The following is a 23,205-nucleotide window of genomic DNA, read 5'->3' as shown; positions in this document are numbered from 1 at the left end:
ATCGGAATCTGAACCCGCAGAGGAGAGGCTGATCTATGGCTGATTCGCTTGTCATTGTCGAATCGCCGGCGAAGGCGAAGACAATCAGCAAATATCTCGGCAGCAAATATATCGTGAAAGCGTCAATGGGCCACATCCGCGACCTGCCCAAAAGCCAGACCGGCGTCGAGATCGAAAACGGCTTCCAGCCGAAATACATCACGATCCGCGGCAAGGGCAGCGTGCTGAAAGAGCTGAAAGACGCGAGCAAGAAAGTGAAGAAAGTGTATCTTGCGGCGGACCCCGACCGCGAGGGCGAAGCGATCGCCTGGCATCTCGCCCATTATCTCGAACTGGACCAGGGGGAAGCCTGCCGCGTCGTGTTCAACGAGATCACGAAACAGGCGGTCAAGGATGCGTTCAAGTCGCCGCGTCCGATCAACATGGACCTGGTCAACGCCCAGCAGGCCCGGCGCATCCTCGACCGGCTCGTCGGCTACAAGATCAGTCCATTATTATGGAAGAAAGTGAAGAAAGGCCTGTCCGCGGGGCGCGTCCAGTCGGTCGCGGTCAAGCTGATCATCGACCGGGAGAACGAGATCAATGCGTTCGTGCCGGAAGAGTATTGGACGATCACCGCGCGGCTGGTCCAGGACAATCTGCCGTTCGAAGCGAAATTCCACGCGCTGGATAACGAGAAGAAGGAGCTGCCGAACGAACAGGAAGTGCAGCAGGTGCTGGCCGCGATCGAAGGCCAGCCGTTCGTCGTCTCCGAGGTGAAAGAGCGCGAACGGCTCCGCAATCCGGCGCCTCCGTTCATTACGAGCACGCTGCAGCAGGAAGCGGCGCGCAAACTCGGCTTCCGCGCGGCGAAGACGATGTCGATCGCCCAGCAGCTCTACGAAGGCGTCGACATCGGCAGGGAAGGATCGGTCGGTCTGATCACGTACATGCGCACCGACTCGACCCGCATTTCCCCTGTCGCCCAGGAAGAAGCGAAAGCCTACATTGTGGAGAAATTCGGCGCGGAATATGCACCGGAACAGTTCCGTGTCTACGCGAAGAGAAATTCGAACGCGCAGGATGCCCACGAAGCGATCCGGCCGACGTCGATCCATCGCGATCCGGAAACGGTGAAGCCTTATCTGACGAAAGACCAGTACCGCCTCTACAAGCTGGTCTGGGAACGATTCACCGCCAGCCAGATGAGCTCCGCCGTGCTCGACACGATGACGGTCGACATCAAGGCGGGACGCGCGACGTTCCGGGCGACAGGTTCGAAGATCAAGTTTCCGGGTTTCATGAAGGTGTACGTGGAAGGGAGCGACGACGGCCCCTCCGACGAGGAAAATCTGCTGCCGCCGCTGCGGGAAGGCATGACCGTCGAGCGCACGGCCATTGAGCCGAAGCAGCATTTTACGTCGCCGCCGCCGCGTTATACGGAAGCCCGTCTCGTCCGGGCGCTTGAAGAACTCGGCATCGGGCGGCCGAGCACGTATGCGCCGACGCTGGAGACGATCCACAAGCGCGGCTACGTCGCGATCGAGGACAAGAAATTCGTTCCGACCGAACTCGGCCTGCTCGTCAACCAGCTGATGGAGGAGTTTTTCCCCGAAATTCTGAACGTCGAGTTCACCGCCCACATGGAAGATGATCTCGACCATGTCGAGGAAGGCAAGAAAGACTGGGTCGAGGTGCTGAACGAGTTCTACGAACCGTTCTCGAAGCGGCTGAAGATCGCCGAAGACGAAATGCGGGAAGTGGAGCTGCAGGAAGAAGTATCGGACGAGACTTGCGACAAATGCGGCCGGCCGATGGTTTACAAGATGGGCAGGTTCGGCAAGTTTCTCGCCTGCTCCGGCTTCCCGGAATGCCGGAACACCAAGCCGATTCTGAAAGATATCGGCGTCTCCTGCCCGAAGTGCGGGGAAGGCCGAATCATCGAGCGGCGAAGCAAGAAAGGCCGAATTTTCTACGGCTGCGACAAGTACCCCGGCTGCGACTACGTGTCGTGGGACCGTCCGTCGGACAAATCGTGTCCCGTATGCGAAAGCCGGCTGGTCGAAAAACGCAGCCGCTCCGGCGGCAAGCTGCTGTGCCCGGAATGCGGCCACAGCGAGGAGATGCCGGAAGAACAGGAACAAGCCTAGCCGGCATCGGGCAATGCCCGATGCCGCTGTCCTGTCCGGCGTCTGTGAAAGGAGCATAGCGACAGTGGGGAGCAAACATGTGACCGTGATCGGCGCGGGACTTGCGGGAAGCGAAGCCGCCTGGCAGATCGCTTCCCAGGGCGTGCCGGTCACCCTCTATGAGATGCGGCCGGCCAAAAGCACGCCCGCGCATCACACGGACAAATTTGCAGAGCTGGTATGCAGCAACAGTCTGCGCGCGAACGGGCTGACAAACGCGGTCGGCGTGCTGAAGGAAGAGATGCGCCGGCTCGGATCGCTCATTCTCCGTTCGGCCGACGCCCATGCCGTACCGGCGGGAGGCGCGCTGGCCGTCGACCGGGACGGCTTCTCGGCAGCGGTGACCGACAGCATTCGGAACCATCCGCTGATCGAGGTGCGGAACGAAGAGGTGACGGAGATTCCGGCTGAGGGCATCGTTGTCGTCGCCACCGGTCCGCTCACGTCTCCGGCGCTCTCGGAGCGCATCCGGGAGCTGCTCGGCGAAGAGTACTTCTACTTCTACGACGCGGCCGCCCCGATCGTCGAACGGGACTCGATCGACATGGAGAAAGTGTACATGGCGTCCCGGTACGGCAAAGGGGAAGCCGCATACCTGAACTGCCCGATGACGGAGGAGCAGTTCAACGCCTTCTACGACGCGCTGGTGACGGCGGAGAAGGCGGAGCTGAAGGAATTTGAGAAGGAGATCTATTTCGAAGGCTGCATGCCGATCGAAGTGATGGCCGCGCGCGGCCGCCAGACGCTGCTGTTCGGACCGCTGAAGCCGGTCGGCCTTCCCGACCCCCGAACGGGGAAATTGCCCTACGCCGTCGTGCAGCTTCGGCAGGACAATGCGGCCGGCACGCTGTACAACCTTGTCGGCTTCCAGACCCACCTCAAGTGGGGCGAACAGAAGCGGGTGTTCGGCATGATTCCGGGGCTCGAGCAGGCGGAATTCGTCCGTTACGGCGTCATGCACCGCAACACGTTCATCAACTCGCCGAAGCTGCTGAAGCCCACGTACCAGTTCAAGGGCAGGGAGACGCTGCTGTTTGCCGGTCAGATGACCGGTGTTGAAGGCTACGTCGAATCCGCCGCTTCGGGGCTGCTGGCCGGCATCAACGCGGGCCGGCTCGCGCGCGGACTCGATCCGGTCGTGCCGCCGCAGGAGACGGCGCACGGCAGCATGGCACATTACATCACGACCGCCGATTTCAGTAATTTTCAGCCGATGAACGCCAATTTCGGGCTGTTCCCGCCGCTTGCGGAACGCATCCGGGGGAAGAAGGAGAAGAACGAAGCGATTGCCCGGCGCGCGCTTGAAACGCTGGAGGCGTTCAAGCGCACGCTGGCCTGACGATGGCATTATCCGCTGCAAGAGACAGCGAAAGGAGTGAGACGCGATGGATACGACGTTCCACGCCACCACAATCTGCGCCGTGCGCCATGAAGGCCGCGGCGCCATCGCCGGCGACGGCCAGGTGACGTTCGGCAGCAACATGGTGATGAAACATACGGCGAAGAAGGTGCGTCGGCTGTACCGCGGGCAGGTTGTCGCCGGATTCGCCGGCGCGGTGGCGGATGCGATCACCCTGTTCGAGAAGTTTGAAGGCAAGCTCGAGGAACATCAGGGCAACCTTCAGCGCGCCGCCGTCGAGATGACGAAGGATTGGCGGTCCGACCGGGTGCTCAGGCGGCTGGAAGCGATGATGATCGTCATGGATGCTTCCGGACTGCTCTTGCTGTCCGGAAGCGGCGAGATCATCGAGCCGGACGACGGCATTCTGGCGATCGGTTCCGGCGGCGGATTCGCGCTGGCGGCTGCGCGCGCCCTGAAGCGGCATGCGCCGGGCCTTACGGCGGGCGAGATGGCCAGGGCGGCGCTGGAGACGGCCGCCGATATTTGCGTTTATACGAACCGGCAGATCATCCTTGAAGAAATCTAATTCCTTGCCGGTCAAGCGGCAGGCGATCGGAGGGAACCAGATGAGCAGCGAAGCGCTCACACCGCGTCAGATTGTCGCGGAACTCGACAAGTACATCGTGGGGCAGAAAGCCGCCAAGCGCGCCGTTGCGGTTGCGCTGCGCAATCGTTACCGCCGCAGCAAACTGGATGAGTCGCTGCGGGATGAGATCGTGCCGAAGAATATTCTGATGATCGGTCCGACGGGAGTCGGCAAGACGGAGATCGCCCGGAGACTGGCGAAGCTGGTCGGCGCGCCGTTCGTCAAGGTGGAAGCGACGAAGTTTACGGAAGTCGGCTACGTGGGACGCGACGTGGAGTCGATGGTGCGCGATCTCGTGGAGACGGCGATCCGGATGGTCAAGGCCGAGCGGACGGAACAGGTGCGGGACAAGGCGGAGCGTCAGGCGAACGAACGGCTCGTTCAGCTGCTTGTGCCGAGCGGGCAGAAACCGAAGAGCAACCGCAATCCGCTCGAGATGTTGTTCGGCCAGCAGGGAGGCACGACGCAGGAAGAGCCCGAGCTGGATTCGGCCATTGCCGAGCGCAGGAGGGTGGTGCGCGAGCGGCTGGCTGCGGGCGAGCTGGAAAACGAACTGGTCGAGATCGAGGTGGAGGACGCGGGCCCCAACATGCTCGACATGCTGCCCGGGCAGGGGATGGAGACGTTCGGCATGAACATGCAGGAACTGTTCGGCCATCTGCTGCCGAAGCGGGTGAAGAAACGCAAGCTTCCGATCAAGGAAGCGCGCAAGGTGCTCATCCAGGAAGAAGCGAACAAGCTGATCGACATGGACGACGTCATCGCGGAATCGACGCGCCGAGCCGAACAATCCGGCATCATTTTCATCGACGAAATCGACAAGATCGCAAGCCCCAGCCGCGGTACGGGCCCCGACGTGTCCCGCGAAGGCGTGCAGCGCGACATTCTGCCGATCGTCGAAGGTTCGACCGTCATGACGAAGTACGGTCCGGTGAAGACCGACCACGTGCTTTTTATCGCCGCAGGGGCTTTCCATATCGCCAAACCGGCGGATCTCATCCCTGAGCTGCAGGGCAGATTTCCGATCCGGGTGGAACTGTCCAGCCTTTCGCTGGACGACTTCGTGAAGATCCTGACCGAGCCGAAGAACGCGCTGACCAAGCAATATGCCGCGCTGCTCGAAACGGAAGGAATTCACATCGAATTTACGGAAGAAGCGATCCGCGAACTGGCGCAAATCGCGGCCGACGTGAACCAGCGGACCGAAAATATCGGCGCCCGGCGGCTTCACACGATCTTGGAGAAGCTGCTCGAAGATTTGTCGTTCGAGGCGCCGGAGCTCAACCTGGAGCATTTCGCGATCACGCCGGAATATGTCCGGGAGAAAGTCGGCGATATTGCGCAGAACCGCGATCTTAGCCAATATATTCTATAATGCTCCGGCAACGCCGCCCGGGCGGAATGCTGCCGGCTGCGGAGATCTCGGGAGGATCAGGCATGACATTGTTAGCAAAGACCAGGGCGCTGAACCGGCTGTTGCAGCGAGCAGCCGGAAAGCCGCTTAATTTTCGGGAGATGGCCGAGGTGCTGGGTTCGACGATTCAAGCCCATGTATTCGTCGTCAGCCGAAGGGGGAAATTGCTCGGCTGCGCGGCCGCGCGTCCCTGGGAAAATGATCATATACGCGCTGTATCATCAACCGGCGAAATCCATTTTCCGCCGGAGACGAACGAACGGTTCATGAACATGCAGGAGACGGTGACAAATACCGAGCCCGATCCCGGCATTGCCGTCACGTTTCCCGAGATGTCCGAACACCGGATCATGACGGTCGTTCCGATCATCGGCGGAGGCGACCGGCTCGGAACCCTTGTTCTTACCAGAGACACCGGTCCTTTCGGAGAGGACGATCTCATTCTGGCGGAATACGGTTCGACAATTGTCGGCATGGAGATTCTGCGCGAACGGGCAGAGGAAATTGAAATGGAAGCGAGAAGCAGAGCGGCCGTTCTGGTGGCGGTCAATTCCCTGTCCTTCAGCGAGCTGGAAGCAGTCGAACATATTTTCGAAGAACTGGATGGGCAGGAAGGACTGCTGGTTGCTTCCAAAGTCGCAGATCGGGTAGGCATTACACGTTCGGTTATCGTCAATGCGCTGAGAAAGCTGGAAAGTGCGGGCGTTATTGAGACGCGATCCCTTGGGATGAAAGGCACATATATTAAGATTCTTAATCCTCAATTGCTACAGGAACTCGACAAAATGAGGTCGTAAGACATTTGTAAGATAACCGCATCGGCTATAAAAAGCACTATCTTCCTCTGAGAAGATAGTGCTTTTTTCATATTGTGACCAGATTAAAAAAAATTCATCATTAGAAATGTCGGCCGGCTGTCGCAATCTTTTCTATATCGACAAGACTACTGTTGATTTTTATAGGGATTTGTCGATAAGAAGCAGGAATTACCCATTATTTGTTGAATTAGGTACCAAAGATTAGCCGGAAAAAACCATGCAGAAAGGCGGGGATTATTGATGAATGTGCTGGGCGGGGCCGATATGGCCAGGCTCAAGGGGGCCATATCGGCAGCGGAACTGCGGCAGCAGGTCATCGCCGACAACATCGCAAATGTCGACACCCCCGGATTCAAACGGTCTGAAGTCCTGTTTGAGGAGCTGCTGGCCGGCCGGTTGGGCAGTCAGGCGCCCAAGCTGGTCGCCCGTCGGACGCATGAGAAGCATATTCCGTTCGGCGGATCGGGAAGCGTTGTCAAGCCGAAGCTGGTGACGGACGACAGCACGTCGATGCACAACAGCGCGAACAATGTCGACATTGATCGCGAAATGGCGCTGCTCGCCAAGAACCAGCTGCGCTACAACGCCCTGATCCAACAGCTCAATCACGAGATCTCGATGCTTCGGATCGGAATTGAAGGGAGATAACCGCCTTGAGATTGAATGACGGTTTTGAAGCCAGCGCTTCCGCGCTGACCGCACAGCGGCTCAGGATGGACATCATCTCATCCAACATCGCGAACGCGGAGACAAACCGCGGACGGTTCGTGAACGGCCGTTGGGAGCCCTATGCGCGCAAGTTGGTCGTCCTCGAACCGGTCCGGAATTCGTTCTCGAACATGCTGAACGCGAAATTGTCCGGCGGCGAACGCCGGTCGTCCGGCGTCAAGGTGGCGCGCATCGTGGAAGATTCCACGCCTGCCAAACTGGTGTACAATCCGGCCCACCCCGATGCGGATGAGAACGGGTATGTCCGGATGCCGAACGTCGACATCCTGAAGGAAATGGTGGACATGATTTCCGCGACCCGTTCGTATGAAGCCAACGTGACGGCCCTCAACGCATCGAAAGCCATGTTCACCAAAGCGCTGGAAATCGGCAGACAGACCTGATCTTGAAACGGAGGTTTAATTGCGTATGATCCAGGGATTGACCGGCGCCGGATCGCTGCTGGGTACCGTTGCCGGCGTGAACAGGCAGACGCCTGCAGAATCGATGGAGCAGTTCAACGACTATCTGAAGCAGGCGATTGACAGCGTGGCGCAGCAGGAAAACGCCGTCCGGCAGACGACCGAAAGGTTCATTGTCGGCGAAGCGGATGTGTCGGAGCTGATGATTGTCTCCGAACAGGCCAAGCTCAGTCTTCAGCTCACCGCTCAGATACGCAACAAGGTGATCGAAGCGTATCAAGAAATTATGAGAATGCAGGTCTGATCGCACCAAACGTCATAGCACAGATACCGGGTGAGGTGAAAACGTGAACGAGAGATTTGCCCAATACCGCGAACGCGTCGCGCAATATTGGCAGCAATTCGGCAAGAAGCAGCGGATCTATCTTGCTGCGACAGCGGGCGGCCTCATCCTGCTGATTGTCGTTCTGACGTACCTGTTCTCCAGAACAGAATACGAGCTGGCGTTCCAGAACCTGGACGCCACGGACGCCGCGGCCATCATGGAACATCTGAACGCCGAAGGAATTCCGTACAAGCTCGGCAACGACGGCACGAGCATTTCGGTGCCCGCTTCCGCCGCTTCGCGGGTGAAAGTGGAAATCGGCTCCATGGGCATCGTCCGCAACGGCTCGATCGGCTTTGAATCGTTCAGGGATTCCGGTTCCCAGTTCGGGATGACCGACAACGAGTTCAACGTTCGCTACCGCGACGCTCTGAACGGGGAAGTGCAGCGGCTGCTGAATTCGATGGAAGGCGTTCAGCGCTCCAACGTGCTCATCAATCTTCCGGAAGAGTCCGTGTTCCTGAACGATGAAAGGGATCAGGCTTCGGCATCGGTCACGATCGAGTTCAAACGGGGATTCCGCCCCACGCAGGACCAGATTGACGCCTATTACAACCTGGTGAAAACGGCGGTTCCCAACTTGAGCGTCGAGAACATCACGATCTCCAGCCCGCAAGGGGAACTCGTCGCTTCCGAGAAAGCGGGAGGCGGTGTCAATTTCGCCTCGTCGGCAGCGGAAGCGCAATTCAGGATCCAGCGCAAATATGAGTCCGACCTGAAGCGGGAGATCCAGCAGTTCCTCGGCCAGATGGTGGGCGCCGAGAATCTCGCGGTCAGCGTGAACAGCACGCTCAACTTCGACCAGAAGACATCGGTGGAGAATCTCGTTCAGCCGCAGGAAGGAAGCACGACCGGCGTCGTGATCAGCGAAGAGATCCGCTCCAGCTCGACCACGGGCACGACGGGACCCGGAGGCGTCGCCGGCACAGGCGAAACCGACATTCCCGGCTATGATGCCATCGACGGGTCCAGCACGAGCAGCTCGGAAGAGAATTCGCGCATTTCGAACTATGAAGTCAGCCGGATCCAGAACCAGATCGTGTCGGCTCCGTTCGTCGTCAAGGATCTGTCGATCGGCATCGGCATCCAGGAAGGCGTGCTGACCGAAGAAAACCGCGCCTTCGTCATGGATTATCTGACCCGGCTGGTGCGTACGCAATTGGCGCAATCGGGACTTGACCTGTCGAACGACGATGTGGTCGCGAGCAAGGTTTCCCTTATCTCGCAGCCGTTCGTCCAGGACACCGCCGGCGGTTCGTCCGGTGTGACGCTTCCGACGATTCTCGCCATCGCGGGCGCGCTCGCTGCCATCCTGCTCGTCGCGCTGTTCCTCTACCTGCGCAAGCGGAGACTTGACCGGATTGCGGCGGAAGAGGAAGCGGCTGCGCTTGAAGCCGAGCAGCCGAAGGTGGAACTGCCGACGATCGATCTCGATCAGGTGACGACCGAGACGCAAATGCGCAGACAACTGGAACATTTCGCGAAACGCAAACCGGACGATTTCGTCAATCTGCTCCGCACGTGGCTAGTGGATGAATAGAGGTGGAACGATGGCAAGGGCAGCGACACCGCAAGCATTGACGGGCAGACAGAAAGCGGCCATTCTGCTGATCACGCTCGGTCCGGAGGTGTCGGCGCATATTTTCAAGCATTTGCGTGACGAAGAGATTGAGCAGCTGACGCTGGAAATCGCGAATGTCCGCAAGGTCGACAGCGCCGAGAAACAGGCGATCCTGACCGAGTTTCACCAGATCTGCATGGCCCAGGAATACATATCGCAGGGCGGCATCCAGTATGCGAAGACGATCCTGGAGAAAGCGCTCGGCGAACACAAGGCAATGGAAGTCATCAACCGGCTGACCGCGACGCTTCAGGTCCGACCCTTCGATTTCGCGCGGAAAGCCGATCCGGCGCAAATTTTCAACTTCATTCAGAACGAGAACTCACAGACCATCGCGCTGGTGCTGTCGTACCTGCAGCCGGAGCAGGCCGCGGCAATCCTGTCGGCACTGCCGCAGGACAAACAGGCCGATGTGGCGAGGCGCATCGCCTTGATGGACAGCACATCGCCGGAAGTGATCACGCAGATCGAACGGATTCTCGAGCAGAAGCTGTCGTCGACCGTTACCCAGGACTATACGATGGCGGGCGGCATCGAATCGATCGTGCAGATCCTGAACGGCGTAGACCGCGGCACGGAACGGACCATTCTCGACTCGCTCGAGATCCAGGACCCGGAGCTTGCGGAAGAGATCAAGAAACGGATGTTCGTGTTCGAGGACATCGTCAACCTCGACAACCGTTCGATCCAGCGCATCATCCGCGACATCGAGAACTCGGACCTGCAGCTTGCGCTCAAGGTGGCCAGCGAAGAAGTCCGCGAGGTCATCTTCCGCAACATGTCGAAGCGGATGGCCGAAACCTTCAAGGAAGAAATGGAATATATGGGACCCGTCCGGCTGCGTGACGTCGAAGAAGCGCAGACGCGCATCGTAGCGACGATCCGCAGGCTGGAAGAAGCCGGCGAGATCATTATCGCGCGCGGCGGAGGTGACGACATCATTGTCTAACCTGATCAAATCGTCCCACGTCGTCTCGCTCGATGACCTGAGGCGGCTGGAACTGATCCGGAAGCACCAGCCGGCTGCCATGTCGCAGGATGGTGACGACCAGAACGGGCCGGACCCTCAGACGGCGGCTTTAAGGGAACAGATTCTGCGCGACGCCGAAGCCGAGGCCGAAGAGCGCATCCGCCAGGCGGCGGAACAGGCCGAGCAGGCGAGGCGCAACGCCGAAGAACAGATCGAGCAGTGGTGGCAGGAACGACGCGCGCAAGATCTCGAGATTACGGAGACCGCCCGCCGGGACGGCTACGAGCAAGGGTACGCGGAAGGCCGCGCCGAAGCCGAGGAAGCCGTCCGGCAGGAATGGACGGGCAGAATCGCCGAAGCGAAGGCGCTGCTCGAAGAAGCTTATCGTATCAAAGAGCAAATCATCCAGGAAGCGGAACCGTTCCTGGTTGAACTCAGCGTCGCCATCGCGGGCAAGATCATCGACCGCGAACTGGAACGCTCGCCCGAATGGACGATTGAACTGATCCGCAAGTCGCTGGCGCGGCGGCGGGAACAGGGCCTTGTTACGCTGTGCGTGGCTCCGGATCAACTGTCGTTCGTCATGGCGGCGCGCGACGAGCTGGAGATGGCCGTCGATTCTCAGGCCGAGCTGCAGATTGTGCCGGATCCGACCGTGACGGACCGCGGATGCGTCATCCGCACTTCTTTCGGCAGCATTGACGCGCGCATCGACACCCAGCTGGAAGAAATCAAACAGGCGTTGCTGCAGGCTGCGGCGGAGGCCGGGGAGCGGAGGCACGCGGATGAAGGCGTACAAGCTTGACAGCGAGCCCTATCTTGAAGTGCTCCGTTCCGTCGATCCGGTGCGGATGAACGGCAAAGTGACGCAGGTCATCGGTCTGACCGTCGAGTCGGAGGGGCCGGATGCGAGCGTCGGCGATGTGTGCCTCATCTATCCCGCCAAATCGGGCAAGCCGATCAAGGCGGAGGTTGTGGGCTTCCGCAACAACAAGGTGCTGCTGATGCCGCTCGGTGAACTGCATGCCGTCGGTCCGGGCTGCGATGTCGTCAGCACCGGGAAACCGTTGACCGTGCCGGTCGGCAGCGAGCTGCTCGGCAAAGTGCTTGACGGGCTCGGACAGCCGCTCGACGGTTCGCGCATACCGGTGCGCATGGCGCACTACTCGACGCACAATGTTCCTTCCAATCCGCTCTTCCGTCCGCGGGTAACCGAACCGCTCGGCATCGGCGTGCGCGCGATCGACGGGCTGCTCACCGTGGGACGCGGACAGCGGGTCGGCATTTTCGCCGGCTCCGGCGTCGGGAAGAGCACGCTGCTCGGCATGGTCGCCCGCAACACGTCGGCCGATGTGAACGTCATCGCGCTCATCGGCGAGCGGGGCCGCGAAGTGCTCGAATTCATCGAGCGGGATCTCGGCCCGGAAGGACTGGCGCGTTCCGTCGTCGTCGTCGCGACCAGCGACCAGCCGGCACTCATCCGGATCAAAGGCGCGCTGATTGCCACGACGATTGCGGAATATTTCCGCGACCGCGGCTTGGACGTCATGCTCATGATGGATTCGGTCACGCGGTTTGCGATGGCCCAGCGCGAAGTCGGCCTCGCCATCGGGGAGCCGCCGGCCACGCGCGGTTACACGCCGTCGGTTTTCGCCATGCTGCCGAAGCTGCTCGAGCGTTCGGGAACCGGCAAAACCGGTTCGATCACGGCGTTCTACACGGTGCTGGTGGATGGGGACGACATGAATGAACCGATTGCCGACGCCGTCCGCGGCATTCTTGACGGGCACATCGTGCTCAGCCGCAGCCTGGCGAACAAAGGTCATTATCCGGCAATCGACATTCTGGCTTCCGTCAGCCGCGTCATGAACGACATCGTGCCTGCGGAGCAGCTGGAAGCAGCCAATCAGTTCAAACGCCTGCTTTCCATTTATAGAGATTCGGAAGACCTCATCAATATAGGGGCGTATCAGCGGGGATCCAATGCAGAAATTGATCGCGCGATCGAATTTTACGATCGCATCCGCAGTTACGCCACGCAACGGACGGATGAGAAAGTCAGTTTCGAGGAGTCGCAGCAGCGGTTGCTCAGCGAGTTCCTGGGAGGTTAAGCGGTGCGATGGCGAGATACCGGTACCCTTATCAGAAGATCGTCGACCTGAAATCAAGCGAGAAGACGCAGGCGGAATGGCTGCTGGCCGCCGCCGTCGGCAAGCTGGAACAGGAAGAACGGACGCTCGGGCAACTGCAGGAGGAACTTGCCGCATGGCTCGGGCGGCTGCAGAACGAAGCCGAATCCGGCGCCAGTCTGGCCGAGCTGCAGATGATGCAGTCCTATGTTGAATATTTGAATGCCGCCATCCGGAAACAGCAGGAGAACGTGCAGCGCGCTGCTGCCGAGAAGGAGCGGTGCCGGGAGGTTCTGGCCGACCGGATGGTCGATGAAAAAGTATGGCTCAAGGCGAAGGAGCGGGCGTTCCAACACTTCATGCGCATGCAGCAACGATCGGAACAGAACGAACTGGATGAGATCGCAGCCGTACGGTTCGTCTTTACAGCGAACTGACGGCCGCCGTCGGCAGGTAAGGAGGGGACGCGCTTGGCTGAAGTGGAGGCGGAGAAAACATACAGCGGACTGGAACGATTCATGTTCTTCCTGACGCCGATCCTGTTCACGCTGGTGCTGGTCGGGGTGCTGCTCACATTGTTCAATCCCGACCTGCGCAACCGGATGCTCGAAACGGCGAACAAGGTGCCGGTGCTTGAGCGGATCGTGCCCGATGCGCCCGCCGGGAAAGACACGCTGAATGAGAACGCGATCCGTGAAAGGAATCAGGGAGAGAAAATCGCGGAGCTGGAATCGCAGCTCGCGGAGAAGGAAGCCGAGCTGGCCGAGCTCGCCGGCATTCGTGCCGAATTGGAACAGACGGTGGCGCAGCTTGAGGCCCGGATTGAAGAAATGACGCAAGCGAGCGCGGAGAGACAGCTGTCCGACGAGGAATATCAGGCGCGCATAAGCGAGCTGGCCGCGATGTTCGGGCAGATTTCGCCGAGCAAGGCAGCGCCGATTCTCGAGAGCATGGCAATGGAAGAAATGGTGCTGATCATGGACGCGATGCGTCCGGAGATCCGCGTCTCCGTAATGGAGAAAATGACCCCGAAGGTAGCCGCGGAAGCGACGGTGCGCCTCAAAGATACGGTTCCGGCGAAAGACCGGCAGATCGCCGCGCTGCAGGCAAGGCTTGACGAGTATGAAACGGCGCGGGCTGAAAACTCGACCAGTCTGGATGCGAGCCAGCTCAGCGCGACGTTCAGCTCGATGAGTCCGGACAGCGCGGCGGAAATTCTGCTGCAGATGGCCGATCTGAATCCGGGCAAAGTGCTCGATCTGCTCGGTTCGCTTCCGGCTGCTTCACGGGCGGACATTCTGGAAGCCATGCAGAAGAAGAACGCGAAATATACCGCGCAGCTGGTCAACAAGCTGGTCGACCGCTGATCATCGGTTGACCGGCAGCCGGCCGGCTGCGGCGAAACGCTTGAAAGGGGGTGAACACAGATGTCAATGAATCCGGCTATGGTTATTACCGCTTCGGTAGCGGGAGCATCGGCGCAGCAGCCGGCAGCAACGGGTCAGACGGCGGGAGCCAATCCGCAGTCCGGACAGAACGGCGGCGCGTTCGGCCGCATGCTCGTGGCGCAGGTTTCGGGCGCCGGCGGCACCGTTCGGCAGGATAACCAGACGCAGGTTGTCCATCAGATTGCTTACCAACTGTCAAGCGGAGAATGGGCGGACCTGCTGGGCGGGACGCCGGGCAAATCGCTGTTCGACCAGCTGGACGCGCTCCTTCAATTGATCGAGAACGGCGCGGAACCGCTGACGGAAGAGCAGCAAGCGGAAATCGACGCCGTTTTGGAAGAACTGCAGGCCGTCATGATGGCGATGTTCGGCATCCCGTTGCCGCTGGCGAATGCCGGCCAGACGGAAGAAGCGCCGGTACAGCCGGCGGACATGGCGGCGGAAGCGGACACCGCGGACGGCGTTGCATTCCGCGGAGGGCTGCATGAGACGATTGCCTTCGTGCGGGCCTTCCTCGCGGAAGGGGCGTTCCGACCGCTCACCAGGCAGGAGAGCGCGAGGTTTGAAGCGCTGATCGATCGGCTGCAACAAGCGCTCACCGCGGCGGATGAAGCGAACCGGGACGCGTCAGCCGAAGCCCGGCAGACCGTAGACATCAAGACGACGGGAACGGAAACCCGCTCTTCGGCGGAGGCTTTGCTGGCGCGGCTTGCCCGGCCGATGCAGGCATCGGTTGCAGCGGTCGTGACGGAGGCGCAGCGGCAGAGCGGCGCGGAGGCCGGAACGGTTCAGAACGCGGCGCTGAAAGGAGCGAACGTCAACGGCCCGGCAGCGAATGCACAGCCGCAGACGATTGCCCCGGCAGAGTCCGTTCAGGCTGCCGCAGCCGAATCGGCCGATCTGACGCCGATCACGCAGGCCGTCGGGCCGCAGTCCGCAAGCGCGGCGGCTGAGACCGTCCGGACGGAGGCGGCTGCTCGCCAGCCCGTGCACACCGTTCCGGTGGAACGGTTCCATGAAGTCATTTCGGGCATGGCGGTCAGACAGATGAGTCTGAGCGCTTCGAACGGGGTGTCGGAAGCCCGCATCCTGCTCGTACCGGAGCATCTCGGCGAGGTGGCCGTCCGCATCACCCTGCAGAACGGGCAGCTGACGGCGCAGTTCATGACGGAGAACGCGATTGCGAAGGACCTGATCGAGAACCAGTTCGTCGTGCTTCGCGGCGCCCTTCAGAGCCAGGGCATCCAGGTTGACAGACTGGAAGTGACCTACGGCAGCGCGGCGGCGCAGAGCCAGCTGTTCCAGGAGCAGCGGCAGCGCGGCGGTCAGGAGCGTCATGAAGGCGGCAGAGGAAACCGTCCGGATGATGCGCTTCCCGTCTTCGAGACGGAACTGCTCGAACAGGCTGCAATCCGTGAACTCGGTTATGGACGTGCCATCAATGTGAAGGCTTGACGGAATCACCCGAATGCCCCCGAGCGGAGGTGAGAACGAATGGCAAACGTTGTCTGGCCGTACTATCATGCCAGCAACGTAAGAGCGGCCGCAGCCGACAAGGACAAGAACGTGCTGGGCAAGGACGACTTTCTGCATCTGCTCGTCACCCAGCTGCGGAACCAGAACCCGCTCGAACCGTTGTCGAACACCGAATATATCGCCCAGATGGCGCAGTTCACGTCGGTTGAGCAGCTGATGAACCTGGTGGGCGAGATGTCGGCGCTCCGAAACAATCTCGGCATCGCTTCCAGCCTGATCGGCAAGAGCGTGGAATGGGTCGAGATGGATCAGCAGACCGGACAGCCGGTGACGCGGCAAGGCATCGTTGACTCCATCGTCGTCCGCGACGGCGAACCATTGGCCAAAATCGGCAACCAGGAGATCAGCCTGAGCGCCATCACGTCGATGTCGCTGCCGGGAGGAGGCGGCACCGATGGCTGACGGCATCCGGATCGGGCAGTTGTATCCGGCGAAGCAGCCGATCGGCATCGGCAAACCGGTGCAGCCCCGCACGCAGCATACCGGAACGGATGAAGGCGTCCTGTTCCAGACGCTGCTCAAGGCGGGCGAGCTGAAATTCAGCCGGCATGCGGAAATGCGTATGCAGCAGAGAGGCATCAGCCTGAAACCCGAACAGCTGAGCAAGATCGTCACGGCGGTCGAAGCGGCCGAGGCGAAAGGCGCGAAGGATTCCCTCATTCTGTACCGGGACATTGCGATGATCGTCAACGTGCCGTCTAAGACGGTCGTTACCGCGATCGACGGCGGATCTGCGGAAGGAAACGTCTTTACCCAGATCGACAGCGCGGTCGTCATCACTTGACGGGCTGGACCTGACAGGAGGCCCCGCAGCCGCGGATCGATGGAAGCGGCTGCTCCACAACAGTTTGACACGGGAGGTTGAACGAATCCCATGTTGAGATCGATGTATTCCGGCGTGTCCGGCATGCGCGGTTTCCAGACGAAGCTTGACGTCATCGGCAACAACATCGCCAACGTCAACACGATCGGCTTCAAGTCCGGGCGCGTCATGTTCAAGGATATCCTGAGCCAGACAGTCGCGAACTTCACGGCTCCGGAAGAAGGCGAGACCGGCGGCGTCAACGCGAAGCAGGTCGGCCTCGGCGTCGCGGTCGCCGCGATCGACACCATCCATACGCCGGGCAGCGCGATGACGACGAACGTCGCGACGGACCTGCGCATTGACGGCGACGGCTTCTTCGCGATCGCGGCCAACGCCGACCAGGAAGTGCCGTATCTGACCAGGGCCGGCAACTTCATGCTGGACGCGGCGGGTCAGCTCGTCACCAGCGACGGCTACTTCGTGCTGAGCACCGGCGGCGAGCCGGTCACGATCGGCGAGGACGTCACCGCCTTCACGATCGGCCAGGACGGCTCGATCATCGCCGTCAACGCCGACGGCACGATGGAAGACACGGGGATCCAGATCGCGGTCGTACGCGTCGCCAACCCCGCCGGGCTGGAGAAAATCGGCGGCAATCTGTATCGCGTGACGCCGAACGCCAACCTGGACGGCGAGATCGAATTAACGGCGCCGGGCGATCCGGAAGCCGGCACGGGCGTCATCATCTCCGGTCAGCTTGAAATGTCGAACGTCGACCTGACCCTGGAGTTCACTGAAATGATCGTCGCCCAGCGCGGATTCCAGGCGAATTCCCGCATCATCACGACCTCGGACGAAATCCTGCAGGAAGTCGTCAACCTGAAACGCTGATAGCTGGTTCATAAGGCCGGGCGGGGGGCGGTCAGGCCGTCTCCCCGCGCGGCGGCGGCGAAGGGGGAAACTCATGATCGAGGTGACGCGCCTGAACGGGACGAAGGTTGTCATCAATGCGCTTCTGATCGAAACGATCGAAGAAGTTCCGGATACCATTATCACGCTTTTGACCGGAAAGAAAGTGATGGCTTCGGAACCCGCGGCCGAACTCATCGCGAGAACGCAGGAATACTTGCGCGGAATCGGCCTGGTGGCGTCCGTCATTCGCAGCGAACAATTGGAGGGGCCTGAGACATGAAGAGACTGTTGCCTTGGTTGATCACCATTCTGCTCGCCATTACGCTGATCGTCGTTGCGGCCTTCTTCATCTATGACCGGCTGTTCAACGATTCGGGCAGCGGTTCCGGCGAGGTCGACAAAATCGTCGAACAGGTGGAACCGGAGAAGCTGACGGCCGATGAACGGGTTGAAATGACCGCGGAAATCCAGGACATCCGTACCAATCTGCTGGATACCAATTATGTCGTCGTCATGAGTCTCGCCTTCCGGCTTGACAGCAAGAAAGCAAAGGAAGAATTCGAGAAAATCAAGGACATTTCCATCAAGCCGATCATCATCCGCACGTTGTCCGACATGACGGAAGAAGAACTGCGCGGTTCCAAGGGCAAGGATGAATTGAACGCCAGGTTGTTCAATCTGATCAATCCCGAACTGACGCACGGCAGACTGACCAAGGTCGAGATCACCAACATCATCATACAGCGAATCTGATCGCGGCGGACGGCCGCACCGGTTCCTTCCAGGGGGTGAGCATTGTGGTGGATGTACTTTCGCAGAACGAGATAGACGCGTTGCTCGCGGCGCTGTCATCCGGCGAGATGGACGCGGAGGAACTCAAGAAAGAGGAGACGCAGAAGCGGATTCGCAACTACGACTTCAAACGCGCCGTCCGCTTTTCGAAAGACCATCTGCGCAGCCTGACGCGCATTCACGAGAACTTTGCGCGTTACTTGACCACCTACTTCTCCGCGCAGTTGAGAACGTTCGTCCAGATCAACGTGGTGCAGGTCGAACAGCTGCCGTACGACGAATTCATTCGGTCCATCCCGAAGATGACGATCCTGAACATATTCGAAGCCGATCCGCTGGAAGGCCGGATGGTGCTCGAAGTACACCCGAACGTCGCATACGCCATGCTTGACCGCATGCTGGGCGGGCAAGGCAACGCTCCGACCAAGATCAATGCGCTGACGGATATCGAGAACAGCATCATGGAGCGCATCTTCAACCGGGCGCTGGACAGCCTGGCGGAAGCGTGGAAGACGGTGCTGGACATCAACCCGCGGCTCGAAGGATTGGAGACCAATCCGCAGTTCATGCAGATCGTGTCGCCGAACGAGACGATCGCGCTCATCTCGCTCAGCACGAAGATCGGCGATACGACGGGGATGATCAACCTTTGCATACCGCACGTGGTCATCGAACCGATCATGCATCGTCTCTCGGTGCATCACTGGTTCGTCGCGCAGAAGAAAACCCGCGCGCCTGAAGAGATCGACATTCTGAACAGCCGGGTCAGCAAGGCCAAATTGCCGATCATTGCCGAGCTCGGCAGTTCGACGATCACGATCCGTGAATTCTTGAGTCTGCAGCCGGGCGATGTCATCACGCTGAACACGCGCACCGATGACGGGCTGCACATCAGGGTCGGCGAGAAGCTGAAGTTTATCGGCTCGGCCGGCACGATCCGGGACCGCATGGCCGTGCAAATTGACGAGATCGTGGAAGGAGCGGAGGAAAATGACGAGTAAAGATTACTTGTCGCAGGAAGAGATCGACGCTCTGCTGCGGCAGGCAAATGAAGCGGAGCCGGCCTCGAAGGACGCGCAGGAAGAAACGCTCGATCCGGTTGAGGAGGATGCGATCGGGGAAATCGGCAACATTACGTTCGGCAGCGCGGCGACGGCGCTCTCGCAGCTGCTCGGCAAGAAGGTGGACATTACGACGCCGAAGGTGTCGATTATCCGACGCGAAGACCTGGAAACCGAATTTCCGAGGCCCCATGTTGCCGTTCACGTTCAATACGTCGAAGGATTCCAGGGCATCAATTCGCTCGTGATCAAGACGAAGGACGCGCGAATTATCGCCGACCTGATGCTCGGCGGCGAAGGGGAAGTCAAGGACGAGGAAGAGCTGAACGAGATTCACGTCAGCGCCGTGCAGGAAGCGATGAACCAGATGATGGGTTCGTCCGCCACGTCCATGTCGACCATCTTTAACCGTCTGGTCAACATTTCGCCGCCATCCGTCAATATTCTGGACGTGATGAAAGGCGACGGCGTGAGCAGCCTGCCTCCGGTCAACGTGTTCGTCAAGATTTCGTTCCGGCTGACGATCGGCGATCTGATCGACTCGACCATCATGCAGCTGCTTCCGGTTCCGTTCGTCAAGGAGCTCGTCCGGAACTTGATCGGCGGCGACCCGTCCGCGCAGTCGTCGCAAGCAGCACCGGAACCGGCGCCGACGGCTTCCCAGGAACAGTCCCATGCGGAGCCGCAGGCGGCATCCCATCAAGGCTATGCGCAGGAGCAGCCTCCGCAGCAGCCGTATATGCAGCCGCCGCAACAGCAGCAGCCGTACATGCAGCCGCCGGTTGCGCCGCCGTCCGGACCGCAGACCTACGGTTCCGTTCCGACACGCGGCGTGAACGTTCAGCCGGTCCAATTCCCGAACTTCGGCGGTGCGTCGTACGTGCAGGCTGATGATACGAACTTGAATCTGCTTCTCGACATTCCGCTCAAAGTGACGGTAGAATTGGGAAGGACGTCGAAGCAAATTAAGGAAATTCTCGAACTGTCCCAAGGATCGGTCATCGAGCTGGACAAGCTGGCGGGCGAACCGGTGGATATTCTCGTCAACAACAAGCTGATCGCAAAAGGCGAGGTTGTCGTCATTGACGAAAACTTTGGCGTACGCGTAACCGAAATCGTCAGCCAATGGGATCGGATCCAAAAATTACAATAATCACCCCGGGAGGAAAAGTACGATGGCAAACCGCATTCTGATTGTTGACGACGCAGCATTCATGAGAATGATGATCCGCGACATTCTGACGAAGAACGGCTACGAAGTCGTCGGCGAGGCGCAGGACGGTGCGCAGGCGGTTGAGCGTTACAAGGAACTGAAGCCGGATCTGGTCACGATGGACATTACGATGCCGGAGATGGACGGCATTGCGGCGCTCAAGGAGATCAAAAAAATTGACGCCGGTGCCAAAGTGATCATGTGTTCGGCCATGGGCCAGCAAGCGATGGTCATCGATGCCATTCAAGCGGGGGCAAAAGACTTCATCGTCAAGCCGTTCCAGGCGGATCGTGTCATCGAAGCGATCAAGAAGACGCTTGGGTGAAGCAATGCGTATCCGCCCGTATATCGCCGCGTTGTCACCGGCAGCGGCGGCGATTCTGCATCCTGCGGCCGCGTTCGGGACAAGTCTGGAAGACGGGCTGCCGGGCGAGGAGAACGCTCCGCCGGACATTCCCGACGGCATGGACGCCATCGGCAGCGCAGTGTGGATGATCGTCGCACTTGTCATCGTCATCGTGCTCATTGTGTTCACGCTGCGATTCCTGTCTTCCCGGGCCCGCACATGGGGGCAAAACCGATCGCTTCGCTCATTGGGCGGAATCGCGCTGGGGCAGAACAAATCGCTGCAGGTCATCGAGGTCGGCGGAAAGCTGTATCTCCTCGGTGTCGGCGAGAATGTGACGCTCATTGACCGGATTGACGACGCGGAGGAAGCCGGTCGATTGATCGCCGTCCTGGAAAACCCGGCATCACAGCCGATGGGCGTCCCGTTGATCGGTGAATGGCTGAACCGGTTGCGCGGCGGCCGCCGGACTCCGGAATCGGACAACAGCTGGAACGTCTCCGAGTTCGAGGCCATGCTGCGCAGCAATCTGGAGCGGCAAGCCGGCAGAAAACAACAATTCGAGTCGCTTGTGAACGACTCGCAGTCGAAAGATCGGTTGATGGACGAATGAGAAGCAAATTGTGGCTGGCCGCATTCCTGTTGATGGCATCGATCTTCTTGTTCGGCGATCAGGCATCCGCAGCCGTTCTGCCGAACATCGACATATCGATCGGCGGAGAATCGGAAGAGCCGAATACTTCCGCGCTGTCGCTTCTGCTGCTCATCACGGTGCTGAGCATTGCACCGGCGATTCTGGTGCTCATGACGAGCTTCACGCGGATCGTCGTCGTGCTCGGATTTGTCCGCATGTCGCTCGGCACGCAGACGAGCCCGCCGAACCAGGTCATTATCGGACTTGCGCTGTTCCTGACCTTGTTCATCATGGCGCCCACGCTGTCCGAAGTGAACAGCACCGCGCTGCAACCTTATCTGCGCGGCGAAATGACGCAGACCGAAGCGCTCGAAGCGGCAGCCGTTCCGATGAAAGAATTCATGGCCAAGCATACGCGGGAGAAAGATTTGCTGCTGTTCATGCGCTATGCGCAAATGGAACGGCCGGCATCCGTCGAGGATATCCCGCTCACCGTGCTTGTGCCGGCGTTCGCGATCAGCGAACTGAAAACGGCGTTCCAGATGGGCTTCATGATCTTCATTCCGTTCCTGATCATCGACATGATTGTCTCAAGCACGCTCATGGCGATGGGGATGATGATGCTGCCGCCCATGATGATTTCGCTGCCGTTCAAAATTTTGCTCTTCGTCCTGGTGGACGGTTGGTACCTGGTAGTCAAATCGGCGCTGCTCAGTTTCAATCCATAAGCCGATAGAAGGAGAGGACGATAGCGGTGAGCGAGGACTTTATCATCGGCCTGGCGGGTCAGGCCATCTATACGGTGCTCAAGGCGTCCGCTCCGCTGCTTGTCATCGCCCTGTCCGTCGGCCTGATCGTCAGCATTTTTCAGGCAACGACGCATATCCAGGAGCAGACGATGGCCTTCATTCCGAAAATCGCGGCGGTGCTGCTGGCGCTCCTCGTATTCGGCCCATGGATACTGAACACGGTCGTCGATTTTGCCTACAATCTGTTGAACAACCTGTACAAATATATCGGTTAGGGCTAGCGGATCATGGACGGCTTTCTTCAGGGTTTTTCTGTTTTTTTGCTGATGTTTTGTCGAATTACTTCGTTTTCGTCGTTTCGCCTCTGTTCTCCATCAGGCAGGTGCCGGCGCCGTTCAAGATCGGGCTCGGATTTTTCGTCTCGCTGATCGTCTTTCTCGCAAGCGGGTTTCAATATACGGTACCGATGGATGCGGGCTATCTGCTGTATGTCATCCATGAAGTGCTGGCAGGCCTGCTGCTGGGATACATATTTTACCTGTTTTTTGCGGTTGCCCAGATTTCCGGCGCTTTCGTCGATCTGCAGATGGGCTTCGGGATGGCGAACATCATCGATCCGATGACCGGGGTTTCGGCTCCGCTCACGGGCAATTTCAAGTACTTTCTGCTGCTCGCCGTGTTCCTGGCCATGAACGGGCACCATTACATGTTGTCCGCGCTGATGGACAGCTACGAATGGCTGCCGCTCGCGGGAGAGCTGTACACGGCGCTCGCGTCGGGAAGCGTGACGGAACTGCTCACCCGGACGGTCGCGACGACGTTCATCCTCGGGTTTCAGCTGGCCGCTCCGATCATCGTCGCGATGTTTCTGACCGACACGGGGCTCGGCTTTCTCGCCAAGACGGCGCCGCAGTTCAACGTGTTCGTGATCGGGCTGCCGCTCAAGATTTTGGTCGGTCTGCTCGTCATGATGGCTTGCCTTGCAGGATTTGCGTCGTTCTGCTCGTATCTGATGTCCGTTCTGTTCGATCATCTCCGGCAGCTGATGGCCGTCATGACAGGCTGAATCCGGGAAAGGTGGACATG

The 23,205-nt window shown here is 59.7% G+C and carries 26 protein-coding genes and 1 pseudogene; all 27 read left to right on the top strand.

The window, feature by feature from the left end; all coding sequences use genetic code 11:
• Nucleotides 1-35 precede the first annotated feature (35 nt).
• The 27 genes and pseudogenes from topA (at nucleotide 36) to fliR (ending at nucleotide 23,185) form a co-directional block, all read left to right on the top strand.
• Entirely contained in the window at nucleotides 36-2,129 is a 2,094-nt protein-coding gene (topA, locus tag KJQ12_RS01895) for a type I DNA topoisomerase (RefSeq protein ID WP_015254980.1), read from the top strand.
• Nucleotides 2,130-2,193: 64 nt separating this feature from the next.
• Nucleotides 2,194-3,507, top strand: coding sequence for an FADH(2)-oxidizing methylenetetrahydrofolate--tRNA-(uracil(54)-C(5))-methyltransferase TrmFO (trmFO, locus tag KJQ12_RS01890; protein WP_213483254.1), 1,314 nt, complete (start codon nucleotides 2,194-2,196; stop codon nucleotides 3,505-3,507).
• 46 nt (nucleotides 3,508-3,553) lie between these two features.
• A complete protein-coding gene (gene hslV / locus KJQ12_RS01885) occupies nucleotides 3,554-4,096 on the top strand; it encodes an ATP-dependent protease subunit HslV (protein ID WP_015254978.1) in 543 nt (180 codons plus the stop codon).
• Nucleotides 4,097-4,136: 40 nt separating this feature from the next.
• Nucleotides 4,137-5,531, top strand: coding sequence for an ATP-dependent protease ATPase subunit HslU (hslU, locus tag KJQ12_RS01880; protein ID WP_015254977.1), 1,395 nt, complete (start codon nucleotides 4,137-4,139; stop codon nucleotides 5,529-5,531).
• A gap of 62 nt (nucleotides 5,532-5,593) precedes the next feature.
• Nucleotides 5,594-6,367 (top strand): GTP-sensing pleiotropic transcriptional regulator CodY, encoded by a 774-nt coding sequence (gene codY / locus KJQ12_RS01875; RefSeq protein WP_015254976.1) that lies wholly within the window; start codon nucleotides 5,594-5,596, stop codon nucleotides 6,365-6,367.
• A gap of 261 nt (nucleotides 6,368-6,628) precedes the next feature.
• The gene (gene flgB / locus KJQ12_RS01870; RefSeq protein WP_213483253.1) at nucleotides 6,629-7,036 is read left to right on the top strand and encodes a flagellar basal body rod protein FlgB; all 408 of its coding nucleotides are present in this window, start codon (nucleotides 6,629-6,631) and stop codon (nucleotides 7,034-7,036) included.
• 5 nt (nucleotides 7,037-7,041) lie between these two features.
• On the top strand, nucleotides 7,042-7,500 hold the full coding sequence (gene flgC, locus KJQ12_RS01865; RefSeq protein WP_213483252.1) for a flagellar basal body rod protein FlgC: 459 nt from the start codon (nucleotides 7,042-7,044) through the stop codon (nucleotides 7,498-7,500).
• A 25-nt stretch (nucleotides 7,501-7,525) separates the two neighbouring features.
• Nucleotides 7,526-7,822: a flagellar hook-basal body complex protein FliE gene (gene fliE / locus KJQ12_RS01860; protein ID WP_213483251.1), complete on the top strand. Its 297-nt coding sequence runs from the start codon at nucleotides 7,526-7,528 to the stop codon at nucleotides 7,820-7,822.
• 43 nt (nucleotides 7,823-7,865) lie between these two features.
• Complete coding sequence (gene fliF, locus KJQ12_RS01855) at nucleotides 7,866-9,443, top strand: flagellar basal-body MS-ring/collar protein FliF (RefSeq protein WP_213483250.1); 1,578 nt, start codon at nucleotides 7,866-7,868, stop codon at nucleotides 9,441-9,443.
• 10 nt (nucleotides 9,444-9,453) lie between these two features.
• Nucleotides 9,454-10,473, top strand: a complete 1,020-nt coding sequence (gene fliG, locus KJQ12_RS01850) for a flagellar motor switch protein FliG (RefSeq protein WP_015254971.1) — start codon at nucleotides 9,454-9,456, stop codon at nucleotides 10,471-10,473.
• Nucleotides 10,466-11,299, top strand: a complete 834-nt coding sequence (gene fliH / locus KJQ12_RS01845) for a flagellar assembly protein FliH (RefSeq protein ID WP_213483249.1) — start codon at nucleotides 10,466-10,468, stop codon at nucleotides 11,297-11,299. Before fliG ends, fliH begins: the two co-directional genes overlap by 8 nt.
• Nucleotides 11,280-12,605, top strand: a complete 1,326-nt coding sequence (fliI, locus tag KJQ12_RS01840) for a flagellar protein export ATPase FliI (protein ID WP_213483248.1) — start codon at nucleotides 11,280-11,282, stop codon at nucleotides 12,603-12,605. The genes fliH and fliI overlap by 20 nt, the downstream gene beginning before the upstream one ends.
• A gap of 8 nt (nucleotides 12,606-12,613) precedes the next feature.
• Nucleotides 12,614-13,060, top strand: a complete 447-nt coding sequence (fliJ, locus tag KJQ12_RS01835) for a flagellar export protein FliJ (RefSeq protein ID WP_213483247.1) — start codon at nucleotides 12,614-12,616, stop codon at nucleotides 13,058-13,060.
• A 42-nt stretch (nucleotides 13,061-13,102) separates the two neighbouring features.
• On the top strand, nucleotides 13,103-13,990 hold the full coding sequence (locus KJQ12_RS01830) for a MotE family protein (protein ID WP_244860364.1): 888 nt from the start codon (nucleotides 13,103-13,105) through the stop codon (nucleotides 13,988-13,990).
• 60 nt (nucleotides 13,991-14,050) lie between these two features.
• Nucleotides 14,051-15,526 (top strand): flagellar hook-length control protein FliK, encoded by a 1,476-nt coding sequence (locus KJQ12_RS01825; protein WP_213483245.1) that lies wholly within the window; start codon nucleotides 14,051-14,053, stop codon nucleotides 15,524-15,526.
• A gap of 39 nt (nucleotides 15,527-15,565) precedes the next feature.
• Entirely contained in the window at nucleotides 15,566-16,009 is a 444-nt protein-coding gene (locus tag KJQ12_RS01820) for a flagellar hook capping FlgD N-terminal domain-containing protein (RefSeq protein WP_213483244.1), read from the top strand.
• A complete protein-coding gene (locus KJQ12_RS01815) occupies nucleotides 16,002-16,391 on the top strand; it encodes a TIGR02530 family flagellar biosynthesis protein (RefSeq protein WP_213483243.1) in 390 nt (129 codons plus the stop codon). The genes KJQ12_RS01820 and KJQ12_RS01815 overlap by 8 nt, the downstream gene beginning before the upstream one ends.
• A 90-nt stretch (nucleotides 16,392-16,481) precedes the next feature.
• The gene (gene flgG, locus KJQ12_RS01810; RefSeq protein WP_213483242.1) at nucleotides 16,482-17,303 is read left to right on the top strand and encodes a flagellar basal body rod protein FlgG; all 822 of its coding nucleotides are present in this window, start codon (nucleotides 16,482-16,484) and stop codon (nucleotides 17,301-17,303) included.
• A 73-nt stretch (nucleotides 17,304-17,376) separates the two neighbouring features.
• Nucleotides 17,377-17,604 carry a flagellar FlbD family protein gene (locus KJQ12_RS01805; RefSeq protein WP_213483241.1) on the top strand — a complete coding sequence of 76 codons (228 nt, stop codon included), beginning with the start codon at nucleotides 17,377-17,379 and terminating at the stop codon, nucleotides 17,602-17,604.
• Nucleotides 17,601-18,077, top strand: coding sequence for a flagellar basal body-associated FliL family protein (locus KJQ12_RS01800; RefSeq protein ID WP_213483240.1), 477 nt, complete (start codon nucleotides 17,601-17,603; stop codon nucleotides 18,075-18,077). The genes KJQ12_RS01805 and KJQ12_RS01800 overlap by 4 nt, the downstream gene beginning before the upstream one ends.
• Before the next feature lie 44 nt (nucleotides 18,078-18,121).
• Nucleotides 18,122-19,117 carry a flagellar motor switch protein FliM gene (gene fliM, locus KJQ12_RS01795; RefSeq protein ID WP_213483239.1) on the top strand — a complete coding sequence of 332 codons (996 nt, stop codon included), beginning with the start codon at nucleotides 18,122-18,124 and terminating at the stop codon, nucleotides 19,115-19,117.
• Nucleotides 19,107-20,330: a flagellar motor switch phosphatase FliY gene (gene fliY / locus KJQ12_RS01790; RefSeq protein WP_213483238.1), complete on the top strand. Its 1,224-nt coding sequence runs from the start codon at nucleotides 19,107-19,109 to the stop codon at nucleotides 20,328-20,330. The genes fliM and fliY overlap by 11 nt, the downstream gene beginning before the upstream one ends.
• A gap of 22 nt (nucleotides 20,331-20,352) precedes the next feature.
• Nucleotides 20,353-20,715, top strand: a complete 363-nt coding sequence (locus KJQ12_RS01785) for a response regulator (protein ID WP_015254958.1) — start codon at nucleotides 20,353-20,355, stop codon at nucleotides 20,713-20,715.
• 4 nt (nucleotides 20,716-20,719) lie between these two features.
• Complete coding sequence (locus tag KJQ12_RS01780) at nucleotides 20,720-21,349, top strand: flagellar biosynthetic protein FliO (protein ID WP_015254957.1); 630 nt, start codon at nucleotides 20,720-20,722, stop codon at nucleotides 21,347-21,349.
• On the top strand, nucleotides 21,346-22,098 hold the full coding sequence (gene fliP / locus KJQ12_RS01775) for a flagellar type III secretion system pore protein FliP (protein WP_015254956.1): 753 nt from the start codon (nucleotides 21,346-21,348) through the stop codon (nucleotides 22,096-22,098). The genes KJQ12_RS01780 and fliP overlap by 4 nt, the downstream gene beginning before the upstream one ends.
• A gap of 26 nt (nucleotides 22,099-22,124) precedes the next feature.
• On the top strand, nucleotides 22,125-22,394 hold the full coding sequence (gene fliQ, locus KJQ12_RS01770; RefSeq protein ID WP_015254955.1) for a flagellar biosynthesis protein FliQ: 270 nt from the start codon (nucleotides 22,125-22,127) through the stop codon (nucleotides 22,392-22,394).
• Nucleotides 22,395-22,406: 12 nt separating this feature from the next.
• Nucleotides 22,407-23,185 (top strand): annotated as a pseudogene (fliR, locus tag KJQ12_RS01765) (flagellar biosynthetic protein FliR).
• The last annotated feature ends 20 nt before the right edge of the window (nucleotides 23,186-23,205 follow it).

The organism is Thermobacillus xylanilyticus (assembly GCF_907165215.1).
Classification (GTDB): domain Bacteria; phylum Bacillota; class Bacilli; order Paenibacillales; family Paenibacillaceae; genus Thermobacillus; species Thermobacillus xylanilyticus.
Note: the sequence above shows the minus strand (reverse complement) of the source record. Positions and strands in the feature narration are given on the sequence as shown.